This is a genomic window from Confluentibacter flavum, from assembly GCF_002843175.1.
Taxonomy (GTDB): Bacteria; Bacteroidota; Bacteroidia; order Flavobacteriales; family Flavobacteriaceae; genus Confluentibacter; species Confluentibacter flavum.
On the sequence record NZ_PJEO01000023.1, the window covers coordinates 1 to 16,122 of the forward strand.

Here is a 16,122-nt window from a genome sequence, read left to right on the forward strand (position 1 = left end):
TGTCTTGTCCTGAAATAGCGATACACAAAAAGTATCCTTATGGAAAACCACCAAGAAAACCGCTATGTAAAGCGTACACAGAAAGACTACACAATGTCTTTTAAACTACAAGTAGTTCAGGAAATTGAACATGGCAAGTTGTCAACTCATGAAGCTTGCCGCAAATATGGGATCCAGGCACGTTCAACAATAGTTGAATGGTTAAGAAAATTTGGTAGCTTTGATTGGGAAAACAAAACGCCCTCCAATATGCCAAAATCCCCTGAACAAAAAATAATGGAACTGGAAGCAAAGGTCAAGCTACTTGAAAAGCAAAAAGCATTTTTAGAACAGCAAGCTTTCGTTGCCGATAAGAAGGCCATCATATTCGATATGATGATTGATATTGCCGAAAAAGAATATCAAATTGACATCCGAAAAAACTCGTCACCCGAACAATCGACCATTTTAAAGAACAAGAAAAACAAACAGTAATGTTTGCCTGTACTTTGTTCGGGGTAGACAGACAGGTTTATTATCGAAGTATAAAACGTCGCATTATCAAGCAGGACAAGGCAGCATTGGTTGTGAAAATGGTTTTAGAAATCAGAACACAAATGCCAAGGTTAGGAGCCAAAAAGTTGTACTATTTACTAAATCAAGATTTAAAAACATTGAAAATAGGAAGGGATAAATTTATTGATATACTAAGGGCCAACCACTTATTGATCGTTCCAAAGCGTTCGTACCACATAACCACAAACTCACACCATCGCTTTAGAAAGTACAAAAACCAACTACTGGATTTACAAATAACCAGGCCAGAACAGGTTTGGGTGTCGGACATCACTTATATCGGAAAACGAGAGAAACCTTGTTATTTAAGTTTGATAACTGATGCTTATTCAAAGAAAATAGTGGGCTATAATGTGTCTGATAATTTAAATACAGAAAGCAGTTTGGTAGCTTTGAAACTAGCTGTTAAGCAGAGAGGAAACACGGGATTACCGTTGATACACCATTCTGACAGAGGATTGCAATATTGCGCCAATGAATATCAAAAAGAACTCAGTAAGCACAAAATAAACCCAAGTATGACCCAAAACTCTGATCCCTACGAAAATGCTGTGGCAGAAAGAATAAACGGCATCTTAAAGCAGGAATTCAATATTGACAAATACAACAAAGACTTACCAATTATGAAGCAAATAATTAAAGAAACAGTAGCGATTTATAATGAAAAAAGACCGCATTTATCAAATCATATGCTGACTCCAAATCTAATGCACCAGCAAAACAAACTTAAAATGAAAACCTATAAAACTAAATACAGCATCAAAAACGTTTTTGATGCTGTTTAATTAATCTATTTTTGTCTAATAACCTGTATCGATTTTTTAGGACTAGTCAGGCATGAGTTGGAAATATAAATATTATGCAAAACAGGCTACTCTTCAAAGTCTGTGACTTCCAAGCATAGTAACATTTTATATAGAATAAAAAAAAGCCGTATTTAAATAAAATTAAGTATGGCTTTTGTTAATATGATGCACATTTAAATTATGCATAATAATACTTTTTGTTAGTTGAATTTTTCTAATTTAAAATAACATCATAAATTGTTTTGGAATCAATTCATTGTTTAAAATTTACTCTTTTAAGCAAAAAAATAAAAATGTAGCCTTTCATAGAATTTTTAATTTAAATTTTTCAATAATTTAAAGTTAAATCAACTTATAATATAAGTGATTTCTTATATTTGTTTTCTTAGTATAAAAAAAGAAATGAAAACAACTTTAAACAAATTTTTGAAAAAAGCTATTTTAGTGGTGGTCCATTTTATTTTTCTATTTGGCTATTCGCAAATGGGGGTACAAAACAATAAAATTGACGATGTAAAGCTTCTAAAAGAAAAGCCCTTGTTAGTGGTATTGGCCAGTGATGGCAGTAAATTAGCAAACGGTAATTTTAACGAGTATCTCAAAAAAGCCGTTAATGCCATTTGGAAATTTTCACCGTCAGTTGAATTTATTTCACAAGATGCTTATGATGCTTTATTGGAAGACGAAACTAAAATCCATGAGTATGCTTATTTAGATTTTATTACTTTTAATGATGTAGGTAATGCCCCTGCCCATAGTTTTATAGTTGGATTCACCGACAAAAGAGTATCCCCACATTATGTCTCTATTTATAGTATTGATGATCCATATACTTATGGTGATATTTTCTTTTATATAACACAATTACATAATGATTTAAATAATACAGTCAATTTAGATAAAAAAGATTTAAAAAAACAAAACATTAGTTTGTATACTCATATTTCCTCGTCAGCAATAAGGGACAAAACCTTACTCTTGGATAAAAATGATATTAACGAAGATTTAGAAGAAGAAATAACCAATCTGTATGGTCATAACTATAAAATTGTAGATAAGGACATAATAGATAAAGCTCTTACGGAAAGGGATACAAGTACCATATTTTTTAGAAAAATAATGATAGTCCCGAGACCAATAATAAGATCTACACAAGGTGCCATAATAGATGGTAGTACTCATGATAATGGAATGTTTAGAAGGTATCCCGATGAAATACGCGGAACTGCTTTAAACGCCATATATTATAATGCCATATTTGATGCAGAAACTAGCGAAATTATTTTTGTCGGGAGGCCAAGCTTTAAAGACAAGAAAATAGATGAAAAGGATTTTAAAACAATTAATAAGGCGTTGGATTAATTTTTTGTTTAAGCTATATACTAAGGTAATACCTTAGTATTGTAATATAAAAACCCTATTGGTCAAATATTCAGTAAACTTGTTTTTATAAAATGTAAACTATTTTTAAATGAGAAAATTTTACATAATGAAAGTGATAATAGCCTAAATATTAAAAAAGGAAATTTTGAAAATGTATTGGTTTTATACCCAAACCCAACTGTCAAGGAAACATGGTCTTAAAGTTTGGGCAAGTATTTGAAGAAATTAATATTTCTATTGTTAATAGTATGGGTCAAAAAATTTATAATACTACCTTTAATTTTTCAGACGCTGTAACCTTTGGCATTGGCAATGCTAGTAAAGGACTATATTTTGTAACTGTTAATACCAACACTGCAGAAACGGCTACTTTGAAATTCATAAAAAACTAAAGAAATGAAAAATGCAGCATTTATTTTAATTGTGTTTCTATTTCCTTTAAATAGTATTGCCCAAGTTATTGTATACCCTTCAATAAATGATTCTAAGGTTTTGGGGGCTAGTTGTGCCGATTTGCATTTTGTAAATCCAATAGTAATTGGCCATCAATTAAATGTTTCAGTGTTCTATTACGCTTCTTTAATAGATGCGCAAAATGAAAGTAATGCTTTAGAGCGTTTTTATGAACCCGTTTCAAATCCCCAAACTATATATGTCCGTGTAGATAGTAATTTAAATAACGATTTCGCAATAGAAGAATGTGTCATTGATTCGGCTGTTTCTGATGGTGGCCCACCGCCTGGTATATCCCCTTGTTATTTTGATGCTTGTGATGTTGATGGAAATGGTAGTGAAATTATTTATTTAAACAATTTAAGATGTAAATATGATGGTTATAGTTTTCCAACAATCACATTTTGTGGAAGTCAAGACAATGAAATTGAGACAACGTATTATTTAACCGAGAATGATGCTGTAAATGAAACAAATCAAGTCAGTCCAATATATACATTAACATCATCTCAAACTTTTTATCGAAAAATAAAAAATACATCAACTGATGAGTTTCTTATTGATGATTTATTGAATGTTAATCTTGTTAGTTGTACAACTGACACAGATTTGGATGGAATACCTGATTTAGCTGAAGATTCCAATAAAAATTTATTATATGATGACGATGATACGGATAAAGATGGTTTAAAAAATTATGAAGATGCAGATGATGATGGCGATGGAATTCTAACGATAAATGAAGATTACAATAATAATGGAGACCCTACTGATGATGATATAGATGGTAGTGGTGTGGCAGATTATCTGGAGTTTAATGTAACATTATCGTTAGCAGATAAAAAATTCAATAGAATTATTGTATATCCAAATCCAGCGAACGAAAGTATCTTCATTAATTCAAAAGACGACCTTGATTCAGTTACAATTTATAATGTTACAGGAATAGCTATTGAAAACGTTTCTTTTGAAAAAATCAGACAAACCGTTAAGATTTCTACAGAAAATCTATCTCAAGGAGTTTATTTTATTAAAATTAAGTCAGGGTCAAGAAATGAATATCATAGGTTCATTAAACATTAGACTTTTAGTAAACATAATTTAATATTTCACTATTTAATTTTTTACACTACATTTGTACCCCAGATACGTTTGGACACCATATGAGTCAAAAAGTTTTACTTAACGCAAAAGAGGTAAACATCATTCTTCACCGATTGGCTTGTCAACTTATTGAAAAACATAATGATTTCTCTAATACCGTTTTAATTGGTTTACAGCCTAGAGGTATTTTTTTAGCAAATAGGATCGCAAAAATATTGCGAGAGGACTATAAAGTTAAAAATATCCAGCTAGGCCATTTAGATATTACGTTTTATAGAGATGATTTTAGAAGAGGAGACAAACCCTTAGAAGCCAATAAAACAGAAATTAATTTTATAGTAGAAGATAAAAACGTGGTTTTTATTGATGATGTGTTGTATACCGGCAGAAGCATTCGGTCGGCACTTACAGCCATACAATCATTCGGAAGACCCAAAGAAATAGAGCTATTAACATTGATAGACAGACGCTTTAGTAGACATTTACCCATTCAACCCGATTATAGGGGCAGACAAGTAGATGTCATTAACAACGAAAAAGTAAAAGTACATTGGTTGGAAAATGAAAACGAAGACTCCGTGTATTTAATTGAAAAATAAAAGGAAATGAAAATTAATAATGAGTTTAAATTGGGCAAAGTACATTATAACTTTAAACTTTTAAACTTTTAAACTTAAAAAATGAGCGAATTAAGTGTTAACCACTTATTAGGAATTAAATATCTTAACAAAGAAGATATTCAACTTATTTTTGAAACCGCTGATCATTTTAAGGAAGTGATTAACCGACCCATTAAAAAAGTGCCCTCGCTAAGAGATATTACCATTGCAAACCTGTTTTTTGAAAACTCCACCAGAACCAAATTATCTTTTGAATTAGCCGAAAAACGATTATCTGCCGATGTGCTTAATTTTTCATCATCGCAATCTTCGGTCAAAAAAGGAGAAACACTTATAGATACCGTAAATAACATCCTTTCCATGAAAGTGGATATGGTAGTCATGCGCCATCCCAATCCGGGTGCTGGGGTATTTTTATCAAAGCATGTTAAAGCTAGTATTATAAATGCAGGGGATGGTGCGCATGAACACCCCACACAAGCGCTATTGGATTCGTATTCCATTAGAGAATCCCTCGGCGAAGTAAAAGGCAAAAAGGTGGTGATAGTAGGCGATATTTTGCATAGCAGAGTCGCTTTATCAAACATATTTGCTTTGCAGCTTCAAGGCGCTCAAGTGATGGTTTGTGGACCTAAAACATTAATACCTAAATATATTGATAAACTTGGAGTAAAGGTTGAAACAAATCTAATTAAAGCATTGAATTGGTGTGATGTAGCAAATATGTTACGTGTACAAAACGAACGTATGGATATCAATTATTTTCCTTCAACTAGAGAATATACCCAACAATACGGAGTGAATAAAGACCTTTTGGATGCTTTGGATAAAGAGATTGTTATCATGCACCCAGGCCCCATAAACAGAGGGGTGGAGATTACCAGTGATGTGGCAGACTCAAAGCAATCCATTATTTTAAATCAGGTTCAAAATGGCGTAGCCATTAGGATGGCCGTAATATATTTATTAGCTTCGAAAATTAAACAGTGAATTATGATTTTAGATCAAGACGGAAATATTTCAATAATTACACAAGAAAAAGCGACTATTGTAGAGTTGGTTAAGAAAATCCAAAGCTTATACCCAAAATTTAAGAATGATAATATTATTGTTAGTCTGTCAACACTCCATAAATTAAACATTCAAGACATTCTTGAGTTCCTAGAACTATCTAATAACCACAGAGCCACAAAACATTCGTTTGTGATTGTGTCCGATAAAATCGATTTAGATATGGTTCCAGAAGAACTTGTAGTGGTGCCAACCGTACAAGAAGCCTACGATATTATTGAGATGGAAGAAATGGAACGCGATTTAGATTTTTAAATAGTTTGTTGTTTAGTTGATTGTCGTTTAGTTGACGCGGCTTAACAACTCAACAACTTAACAACTCACAAAAATGAAGTTAACCATATTAGGTTGTTACAGTGCCACCCCAAGAGCTCTTACAAATACGACATCCCAAGTATTGGAAATAAACAACCACATGTTTCTAATAGACTGTGGTGAAGGCACCCAGATTCATTTAAGAAAGCATAAAATAAAATTCAATCGCATTAAGCATGTATTTATTTCCCATTTACACGGCGATCATTTTTTTGGATTAGTCGGCTTGATTTCTACCTTCAGATTACTCACCAGGGAAGCGGATTTGCATATTTATGGTCCAGAAGGTATTAAAGAAATAGTAACGCTTCAAATGAAGTTAGCCGATTCCTGGACTAACTATAATTTGATTTTTCATGAACTAAAATCACATAACTCAGAGTTGATTTTTGAAGATGAAAGCGTTGAAGTATATACTATTCCTTTAGATCATCGAATATACACCAATGGTTTTCTTTTTAAAGAAAAAGAAGGCGAGCGAAAATTGGATATCAATGCTGTTGAAGATGCCCATATCAATTTAGCGTATTTCAGAAAATTGAAGCAAGGTTTTGATGTGTTGAATGAAGATGGAGATCTCGTAAAAAACAATACCGTAACCATGCCGGGTGCCAAGCCAAAAAGTTATGCCTTTTGTAGTGACACCACCTATAAAGAAGATATAGTACCAATAATAGATAAGGTTGATGTGCTGTATCACGAATCTACTTTTTTAGAAAAGCATGCCAATTTAGCGCCTAAAACGAAGCATTCCACCGCAAAAGAAGCCGCTAGAATCGCTAAAAAAGCTAATGCAGGCGTTTTGTTGTTAGGACACTATTCAACGCGTTACGATGGTTTAAATGCTTTCAAGGAAGAAGCAAAAGAAATATTTGATAATGTTGAATTGTGCGAAGATGGAAAAGTCTTTGAGTTTTAGAAACTGTTTAAATTTTATCTAAAAGTCATTTTTTGTTTCTTTTTGACCCATATTTCGTTGAATTTTTTTCTAATAGCTCTGCTATTAAAAAAAATCCGCCTCATCTGACCTAAAAATAATTCAAAAAAGCATCAATAAACAAAACTTAAACTGTTTCTTAGTTGAGTTCTTTAATATTTAGTATCCAATCAACAGCCTCGTCTAAAGAAAGACACCTTTTAATGCTTTTTTTATAAAACTTTTTTTCAAGTGTAGCATTCATAAAAGCGATATTGTTATAATAGACAATAGCACTGGCAATAATAATGTTATATTCCGCATCCACTTTAATCCAAGATTGCGGGTCTACAGAATACGGATTTATCCTATTAGAGATATAACCTAGTTTAATACCTTGTCCATGAAATTCAACCAATTTATCCATTACTTTTTTTATCATATCCCAATCAAAATGAATGCCTTCATGGACTTCAGCTACAAAAAATTTTTCACAGAAATAAAACTCTCCAAAGGACATGGTAAGTTTATGTGTTTTTAAAGTGTTAAAATACTTAGATTCTTCAAATTTCATAAGCAGGTTCTTGAAATGCGTGAAATTAGTAAGTTTTTTATTGTTATAAAAATTTAAAGTTTAGAATTTAAATGTAATTTTTTGTTATTTTGTATACTATGGACAACGATTTAAGCAATTACCGAAAATCTTATGAAAAACATGAATTGCTAGAAAGCAATGTGCCAGAAAATCCCATGGAATTGTTTATAAAGTGGTTTCATGAAGCGGATGCATTATTTGCGGGTGAAACCAATGCCATGACCATTTCTACAATTGGTTTAGATGGTTATCCGAAAAGTAGGGTAGTACTACTTAAAAAATATACCTATGAAGGTTTTATCTTTTACACCAATTATGAAAGTGAAAAAGGAAAGGCCATTGCTACAAACCCAAATGTTTGTTTGTCTTTTTTTTGGCAAGGTGCCGAACGCCAAATAATTATTAAAGGTAAAGCGGAAAAAATCGCAGAAAACTTAAGCGATGGTTATTTTGAATCTAGACCTCGAGGTAGTCAATTAGGTGCTTTGGTGTCTAATCAGAGTCAAGTCGTAGAAAGTAAAGACATACTGGAACAACAATTAAAAAAACTTGAAAAAGATTTTGATGGCAAGGAAATACCACGGCCAAAAAATTGGGGTGGCTATATTGTAAAACCTGTTGAAATTGAATTTTGGCAAGGTAGGCCCAACAGACTTCACGATAGAATTAGATACACACTTCAAGACGATTACAATTGGTTGATTAATCGATTATCTCCCTAAAAAAACGCTCAAATACATTTATATAGGAGTTAAAATTGCATTTCAACGATTAAATGCATTTAAAAACGATATAATGCATGTTTTTAATCGATTTTAACATTTCATTAACATTCGCTTCAGGGTTGGGGCACTAAATTTATAGTACCAAATCTAAATTTACTTAACCTATGAAGTTATTAACTAAGCTGCCACTCGTGGCATTGTTAGCTGTGTTGTCCTTTTCTTGTTCAACAGACAGCATCGATGACAAAGCTGAATACCTAACGGCTAATCTTGTTGTTCCTACACCAACACCATTTGAATTAGAAATTCTAGAACTTATTAATAACCATAGATTGTCAGTGGGCCTAAACCCGCTACATAATATGGATCTTATAAAGTCACAAACGTTTAATCACGCCGATTATATGGCTGAGAATCTAAAAATATCCCATGATTATTTTTTTGAAAGAAGTGCCTTTTTAAAACAAAAAGCAGGAGCTACAAAAGTTTCTGAAAATGTCGCTTATGGTTTTACATCTGCACAATCGTTAGTAAACGCTTGGTTAACTAGTGAGAGTCACAAAACTAATATAGAAGGTGATTTTACCAACTTTGATATTTCGGCAGAAAAAGGATCCGATAATAAGTGGTATTATACCAATATATTCATAAAAAGATAAAATCTAAATACTCATCGTATCGATTTAAAAGCATAACCTTTTATTTATAACAGGTTATATAATAACTTAATTGTTATTGAATTTAGCTTTAGGTAATAAATCCTCTCAGGAATGGGAGGATTTTTTGTTTTTAATGCGTTTTTATGTAAAGCTGTGTTTTTGTGAGCTAGGATTTCTCGAAGGAAAATTGGAAGCCAGCAAACGCGCAACCAACTTTGTTTTAGCTAAAACTAGCAATTTTTTAGACACTGTGTTGTTCACTGTATTGTTAGAATTAACTAAACATGAACCATATTCCTATACTTAGGTTAATCAAAATGGCAGTTATTCCAATTATTACTTTCTTCTCTGGAAATGTGGACAAACATACCAAATAAGCTATCAAAACTAGAATTCCTAAAAAGCCAGGTCCGATTATATAAATAAATCCGCCGTGCCCAGAACTAGCTGGTATATTCGCTTTTAATGCGATTACTGTTGATGCGACAATCGAGAAAAAAATTGAAATAATATATTTGATACTAGTTTCAGTATAGGCTTCCTCAATTTTCTCTTCATCTTCTTTCCACTTTATTTTTTGAATGACTAACGGAGCAATAATAATTACAAGTAGAATTGTTATAATCATATACGGTTTTCTAATATAGTGTACAACTTAAGGATAATAACACCCCTCAATCAAATATAAACAAAACCCATAAGCAATTGGTTTTGCTAACGGGTTTTTAAACACTAATTATTATTGAATTTTGGCTTATTTATTTTGGATAACGATAAACTGCGTGCGCCTGTTTAATTGATGTTGTGCTTCGGAACAAGCTACCGTTCCGTCACAGTTATTGGTTAATTTGAGCTCGCCATAACCTTTGAATTCGATAATTCTTGAGGCTTCAACACCTTTTGATATTAAATAATCGTAGGTTGATTTTGCTCGCTCTTGGGATAATTTATTGTTATAGGGTTCTGGACCTCTTGAATCGGTATGCGATTCAATTTTGATGGACATGGTAGGATATTGATTCATCATCATATCTACAATTTTATCCAATTCTATGGAGCTATCCTTATTAATATCATATTTATCAAAATCAAAATAAATCGTATTTAACTCTTTAATAGGAAGTTCTTTCTCTATAGGATTTAATGTAATATCTTTTGTAATGCTGGTAACATTATCCCCAATGCCTTTAGATGTTACTGGGATTGTGATGTCCATGTAATTATCGTTGTTAACTTTTAGGTAATAATCGGCATCCCTGTCTATATAAATATCATAATGGCCATTTTCATCAGTTGTTACTTTGGCAAGTTCGTTGCTATTGGCGTCTAATAAACTGACTGTAGCATTTGCCACAGGATTTCCAGTAGATGAATCGGTGACGGTGCCTTCTACCTTAAGTTCGGGCAATTTATAATAGGCATAAATATCATCATCGCCAACGCCACCATCTCGGTTTGACGCTATATATCCGGTTAATCCGTCTTCATTCATAAAAAATGAAAAATCATCTTTATTGGAATTAACGGGAACACCTAAATTTAAAACGCTAGCAATGGCGTTATCTTTATCTGAGACTGTTGCGAAAATATCCAAAAGGCCAAGTCCTAAATGGCCATCAGAAGAAAAGAAAAGCACATTTTCATTATTAACAAAAGGAAACACTTCATTTTTATTGGTATTGACTGTATTCCCAAGGTTTTTTGGAGTTCCTAAAGAACCATCAGCATTTATATCTGCATAATAAATGTCTGTTCCTCCAAAACCTCCGGGCATGTCTGAGGCAAAATATAATTTACTGCCATCGGAATTTAAGGCTGGATGCCCAACAGAATAAGTATCATTATTAATACTAAGTTCTTCAATGTTTTCCCAAGAGTCATCAATGAGCGTCGCTTTATATATTTTTAGATTACTTAAACCATTTATGTCTTTCTTTAATTCATTTCCAATGAAATTAGTTCTAGAAAAATACATGGTTTTACCATCTTTTGATATCGTTAATGGCCCATCATGGTAATTGGAATTGATTTTTCCTTTAATTTTCGATTTGTGGTGAATAATGGTATCGCTATCTTTTGCAGTTACATACACGTCTAAAAAAGGTTGATTGTTCCAACCGTACACGTGTTTTGTTGAAACGCCTTCATCCGCAGAAGAAGCAAAATACACATTACCATCACGCTCATAAGCTCCAAAATCACTTTGTTTGGAATTAAACTTTACTTCAGAGAAAAAATACTGTTGTTTAGCATTAAATACAGATGTTATAAAATCGGCGTCTTCAGATAATTTTTTGTCATTTAAAATACCACCAGCATCTTTAAATTTTTTCATCCAAATGCGGGACTCATCATAATCTTTAACTCCTCTTAAAGCTTCACTATATTTATAATAATATTCTATAGGAACATTGGGTTGTTCAACTACTTTTTTGTAATAAATAACAGCGATTTCTGGATTTCTTTGATATGCATAGCAGTCTGCTAATTGTCTTGTGTTATAATCTGAATTGTAATTTTTATTTATTAATTCTTCATAAACTTCAATAGCATTATAAAATGAAAATTTGTTATATAAATTATCCGCTTTCTTTTGCAGACCAGATTGAGCAAATGAGTGCATGCTGATAATTAATACAAGGCAAATTAATATGTAATTTTTTAATTTCATAGGGGTCTTATTTTAATTAAAAACAACATGTTTAATAAGACATTTTGTTTACATCATTTTTATATTGCTGCCTGTAATAACTTATTCCATTTTAACAACAATAAAATCAGTACGTCTATTTAATTGATGATCGGTTTCTTCACACGTTTCACCATCTTCACAGCCGTTGGTTAATCTACGTTCACCAAAACCTTGATGTTCGGTAATTCTAGAAGCATCAATGCCTTTAGACACTAAATATTCATAAGTTGAATTTGCTCTATCTATGGAGAGTTTATCATTATATGATAATTCACCTCTGGAATCGGTATGGGATTCTATACGTATTACCATTTCTGGGTAATCGTTTTTCATTAAATTAACAATTTTATCAAGTTCTAAAGCGGCATCCGGACGTATGTAATGTGTATCAAAGTCGAAGTAAATCGTGTTTAACTCAGCTAATTTCACCACATTTTGTACTGGATTTAAAATTAAATTCGCAGTGATCACAGATTCTAATGCTCTAAGGTTTTTAGAGGTGAATACTCTATAATCATCTATATATTTAACATGACTGGCAACAACTTTATAATCTTTGTTAGCATCTATGTTTATTTCGTAGTTTCCATCTTCATCAGTGAGTATGTCTGCTATTTTATTTTCCTTGTCATCATATAATGTTACAACAGCATTAGGTATTGGATTTGTATTAATGGCATCTGTAACAGTTCCTTTTACACTTAGCAAAAGTACTCGGTTATAACTGTAAATATCATCATCACCTGTGCCTCCTTGTCTGTTGGAAGAAAAGTAACCAGTTAAGCCATCAGTATTCATAGTAAATGAAAAGTCATCTTTATTGGAATTAATAGGTACCCCAAGATTTATAACACTTGTAATATCTCCATTTTCATCTAGAATAGTCCCAAAAATATCCAATAAGCCTATGCCCATATGCCCATCAGAGGCAAAGAACAAGGAGCCTTCATTATTAACAAAAGGCGTTCCTTCTGTATTTTTTGTATTGACGACATTGCCTAAGTTTTTAGGGGTCCCGAGGGTTCCGTCGGCATTAATATCAACAACATAAATGTCAGATCCTCCATAGCCACCAGGCATATCAGAAGTAAAATATAATTTTTTATTATCTGGACTTAATGCAGGGTGTTGTGTTGAATATTCTTTATTGTTTATTGATAAATCTTCTATGTCGGTCCAAATGCTATCTTTAAAGGTAGCTCTGTAAATTTTAACGTTGCTTATGCCTTTTTTGTCATACTCTTTACCTAAATTATTGGCATTGTTCCTTGAGAAATACATGTTTCTCCCATCTTTCGTAATAGTAACAGGGCCATCATGGTAAATTGAATTAACATCACCTTTAAGTTTAGACGTGTGGTCAACTTGTTTTTTTGAGTCTTTACTAGTAACATAAACATCTAAAAAAGGCTGTTCGTTCCACCCATATAATCGCTGTATGGATACACCCTCATCTCTTGAAGATGTGAAATATATTTTTCCGTCATGTTCAATAGCACCAAAATCACTAAACTTTGTATTAATATTTAATTTATTTATAAAATATTGAGGTTTCGCATTGAAAACATTCGTGATGAAATCAATGTCCTTATCAAAATCATTTGTATTGGTAATACCTCCTGAATCTTTGAAGCGTTCTAGCCAGATTCTAGATTCATCATATTCCTTTATTCCTCTTAAAGCCTGAGAATATTTATAATAATATTCAATAGGTACATTTTCTTGCTGAACTACTTGTTTATAATATCTAGAAGCCTGATTAGGATTTCTTAAATAGGCGTAGCAGTCAGCCAAACGTCTTGTAGCATAATCTTTGTTATAATTATTTTCAATAAGATCTTGATACACTTCAGCAGCTTTTACAAAGGAAAATTTATTAAAAAGTGTGTCCGCTTTTTTTTGTTTTCCTTCTTGGGCAAATACTACCAAACTTAGCATTAAAGCAAAGTAAACTAATATGTAATTTTTTGATTTCATAATTAGGGCCTTTTTATTTTAGAAATACCTTGGAGATTTCAATTTAGAACTCAAGAATTTAAATTCATAAATAAGTAAAACCTCATGTGTTCCAGAAGTATATCTGGAAATATCAGAAATTGGTTTTTCATAGGAATAACCTAAACGTAACTGACGTGATATTTGGAAGTCAACAAGACCTCCTATAGCGCCTGTTTCATTATTTAACCTATAAGATCCACCAAACCAAAACTTTTCATTAAATAAAAAGTTAGCAGTAAAGTCATAAGACATAGGTGCACCGTTCGTGCCTTTTACCATCACAGCAGGTTTAAATTTAAATTTGTCCGATAAATCAAGAACATATCCCGCAGTACCATAGTAACTTACGCGTTCCAATGCTTCAAAGCCTTGTTCTTTATTAAGATTTGAATTTAAAACCCTTGGGGCAGATAAACCAACATAAAATTTATTCGTGCTAAAATAAACACCTAAACCAATATTTGGTGTCCAACGATTTTCAATTCCTCTAATGAAAGGATCGAAACTTTCATACTCTCTAAAATCCGCATCTAAACTGTATTGCGTAAACCCACCTTTTATACCAAAAGCCAATTTTCCTTCAACACCCACTGGGAGGGAATATGAAAAATCACCATATAGATATGAGTAATTTTCAGGGCCTAAATCATCTTCAATAAATGATAAACCTAAACCAATTCTATCGTTCCTTAATGGTGTGTGTATGGAAAGGGTTTGTGTTATCGGGCCACCATCAAAGCCAACCCATTGGCTTCTATGTAATCCAATAATGCTTAAGGCTTCTCTACTGCCCGCGTATGCGGGGTTTATAGAGATAGTATTGTACATATACTGTGTGAATTGGGGTAATTGTTGGGCAACTCCAACCGTACAGCTAAACAATACTAAAGCGAATATATGTTTTTTAATACGTTTCATAGGTTAATTGATTTATTTGGTTCCAAGATATAAGGGGCCTGTAAAAGGTTTTAATCCACTATTTTCTAATACAATTATATAGTAATAAGTTCCGTTTGGTACTTGGTTGGCACTACCAACTGATGATTGAGCTCTACCTGCAAATCCACCCATATTTTTGCCAATTCTATAATCACTACTTTCATATATTAAAGCACCCCATCGGTTGAATATTTTCACATTAGCTTTAAAGCCACAAGTTGAATCAAATATGATATCAAAAGTTTCATTATGGACATCACCATTAGGTGTTACAGCTTTAGAAATTACAATATCTTCTGCACCACAAGGTAGAACATCACATTTAGCATCAATTATAATTGATAACTCCGTAACGTTAATACAACCATCAACAATAGCTGTATGCCTAAAAATATATTCTATACCATCTGTTGTAGGTAAGAACTCAGGGGTTAATTGTAGGTTAGTAGGATCAAAAATGTTATCAGTAAGTGTAGCATCAGGATTACCTTGAATCATTTCCCATGTGCCACCGGTACTTGATATATAAGTATCCAAATCAATGATGCCATCTTTATAACATCTGTCTTCAGCAGTTAATTGCGTAACAATTTCATCTAAGGTAACATTGATTGTTTGTGTAAATTCATCAGTATTTCCACATTCGTCGGTTACTTCCCATGTTCTTACTATTTGATAATCTTGGAAAGCATTTTCATCATAGGTACTAGTTTCGCTGAACTCTACTGTAACATTTGAAGAACAGTTGTCTTCAAATTCTAATGAAGGTGCGTTAGGAATATCTGTACAACTTACATTTAATACATTATCATATGGTGCAACTGTTGGAGCTTTGGTATCTTGAACTGTAATAGTTTGAGTTACGGTAGATGTATTATTACATGTATCAGTAAAACTCCAGGTACGAGTTATGATAACCATGCAAGGGTCTGAATTATCAATTGTATCAACACCTGCAACGGTAATATCACCAACACAGTTATCAACAGCCGTTAAATTCCCTGCGACTGGTACATCCTCTATGCATTCATAAGTCATATCTAATGGAGCACTTGGAGCTTCTGGAGCTATAGTGTCTTGAATTTTATAAGTATAGGTATATACCGATTCATTACCGGCACAGTCGGTATAGGTAAAGGTATAGATTTTGTCTCCCTCACATGTAGGATCGGTGTTTTCGGTGACCACTGGGACAATCTCGGTGCCACAGGCATCGGTCACCACAGGTGCGGCAGGCTGTACGGCATCGGCGATACATTCCACCGTAGAGCCAGCGTTGGCAGGGACTACG

The 16,122-nt window shown here is 32.7% G+C and carries 17 protein-coding genes; 11 read left to right on the top strand and 6 right to left on the bottom strand.

All coding sequences use genetic code 11. From position 1 onward, the window contains the following. Positions 1–39 precede the first annotated feature (39 nt). The 9 genes from CSW08_RS18255 (at position 40) to CSW08_RS07710 (ending at position 7,226) form a co-directional block, all read left to right on the top strand. Positions 40–474 carry a transposase gene (locus CSW08_RS18255; RefSeq protein ID WP_203226826.1) on the top strand — a complete coding sequence of 145 codons (435 nt, stop codon included), beginning with the start codon at positions 40–42 and terminating at the stop codon, positions 472–474. Then, positions 474–1,340 carry an IS3 family transposase gene (locus CSW08_RS07675; protein WP_203226858.1) on the top strand — a complete coding sequence of 289 codons (867 nt, stop codon included), beginning with the start codon at positions 474–476 and terminating at the stop codon, positions 1,338–1,340. The genes CSW08_RS18255 and CSW08_RS07675 overlap by 1 nt, the downstream gene beginning before the upstream one ends. 423 nt (positions 1,341–1,763) lie before the next feature. After that, positions 1,764–2,723 (top strand): hypothetical protein, encoded by a 960-nt coding sequence (locus CSW08_RS07680; protein ID WP_106659326.1) that lies wholly within the window; start codon positions 1,764–1,766, stop codon positions 2,721–2,723. A gap of 185 nt (positions 2,724–2,908) precedes the next feature. Continuing rightward, complete coding sequence (locus tag CSW08_RS07685) at positions 2,909–3,136, top strand: T9SS type A sorting domain-containing protein (RefSeq protein ID WP_262496542.1); 228 nt, start codon at positions 2,909–2,911, stop codon at positions 3,134–3,136. Positions 3,137–3,140: 4 nt separating this feature from the next. Next, entirely contained in the window at positions 3,141–4,280 is a 1,140-nt protein-coding gene (locus CSW08_RS07690; protein WP_106659328.1) for a T9SS type A sorting domain-containing protein, read from the top strand. Between the two features lie 80 nt (positions 4,281–4,360). Continuing rightward, complete coding sequence (gene pyrR, locus CSW08_RS07695; protein WP_100611680.1) at positions 4,361–4,900, top strand: bifunctional pyr operon transcriptional regulator/uracil phosphoribosyltransferase PyrR; 540 nt, start codon at positions 4,361–4,363, stop codon at positions 4,898–4,900. A gap of 81 nt (positions 4,901–4,981) precedes the next feature. Beyond that, positions 4,982–5,911, top strand: coding sequence for an aspartate carbamoyltransferase catalytic subunit (locus CSW08_RS07700; RefSeq protein WP_106659329.1), 930 nt, complete (start codon positions 4,982–4,984; stop codon positions 5,909–5,911). Between the two features lie 3 nt (positions 5,912–5,914). Then, the gene (locus CSW08_RS07705; RefSeq protein WP_106659330.1) at positions 5,915–6,247 is read left to right on the top strand and encodes a ribonuclease Z; all 333 of its coding nucleotides are present in this window, start codon (positions 5,915–5,917) and stop codon (positions 6,245–6,247) included. Positions 6,248–6,320: 73 nt separating this feature from the next. After that, the gene (locus CSW08_RS07710) at positions 6,321–7,226 is read left to right on the top strand and encodes a ribonuclease Z (RefSeq protein ID WP_106659331.1); all 906 of its coding nucleotides are present in this window, start codon (positions 6,321–6,323) and stop codon (positions 7,224–7,226) included. A gap of 157 nt (positions 7,227–7,383) precedes the next feature. Here CSW08_RS07710 and CSW08_RS07715 read toward each other — a convergent pair whose 3' ends face one another. Continuing rightward, a complete protein-coding gene (locus CSW08_RS07715) occupies positions 7,384–7,797 on the bottom strand; it encodes a hypothetical protein (RefSeq protein ID WP_106659332.1) in 414 nt (137 codons plus the stop codon). A 98-nt stretch (positions 7,798–7,895) separates the two neighbouring features. On the opposite strand from CSW08_RS07715, the gene pdxH reads away from it, so the two are divergent. Continuing rightward, the gene (gene pdxH / locus CSW08_RS07720; RefSeq protein WP_106659333.1) at positions 7,896–8,540 is read left to right on the top strand and encodes a pyridoxamine 5'-phosphate oxidase; all 645 of its coding nucleotides are present in this window, start codon (positions 7,896–7,898) and stop codon (positions 8,538–8,540) included. 167 nt (positions 8,541–8,707) lie between these two features. Continuing rightward, the gene (locus CSW08_RS07725; RefSeq protein WP_106659334.1) at positions 8,708–9,202 is read left to right on the top strand and encodes a CAP domain-containing protein; all 495 of its coding nucleotides are present in this window, start codon (positions 8,708–8,710) and stop codon (positions 9,200–9,202) included. A gap of 274 nt (positions 9,203–9,476) precedes the next feature. On the opposite strand, the gene CSW08_RS07735 is transcribed toward CSW08_RS07725, so the two are convergent. The 5 genes from CSW08_RS07735 to CSW08_RS07755 form a co-directional block, all read right to left on the bottom strand. Then, a complete protein-coding gene (locus tag CSW08_RS07735) occupies positions 9,477–9,830 on the bottom strand; it encodes a hypothetical protein (RefSeq protein ID WP_106659336.1) in 354 nt (117 codons plus the stop codon). Positions 9,831–9,956: 126 nt separating this feature from the next. Next, a complete protein-coding gene (locus CSW08_RS07740; RefSeq protein ID WP_106659337.1) occupies positions 9,957–11,873 on the bottom strand; it encodes an OmpA family protein in 1,917 nt (638 codons plus the stop codon). Between the two features lie 81 nt (positions 11,874–11,954). After that, positions 11,955–13,871, bottom strand: a complete 1,917-nt coding sequence (locus CSW08_RS07745) for an OmpA family protein (protein WP_238987223.1) — start codon at positions 13,869–13,871, stop codon at positions 11,955–11,957. An 18-nt stretch (positions 13,872–13,889) separates the two neighbouring features. After that, the gene (locus CSW08_RS07750) at positions 13,890–14,810 is read right to left on the bottom strand and encodes a PorP/SprF family type IX secretion system membrane protein (protein WP_106659339.1); all 921 of its coding nucleotides are present in this window, start codon (positions 14,808–14,810) and stop codon (positions 13,890–13,892) included. A gap of 12 nt (positions 14,811–14,822) precedes the next feature. Continuing rightward, the coding region (locus CSW08_RS07755; RefSeq protein WP_162495545.1) for an HYR-like domain-containing protein at positions 14,823–16,122 on the bottom strand (1,300 nt) is incomplete at its 5' end.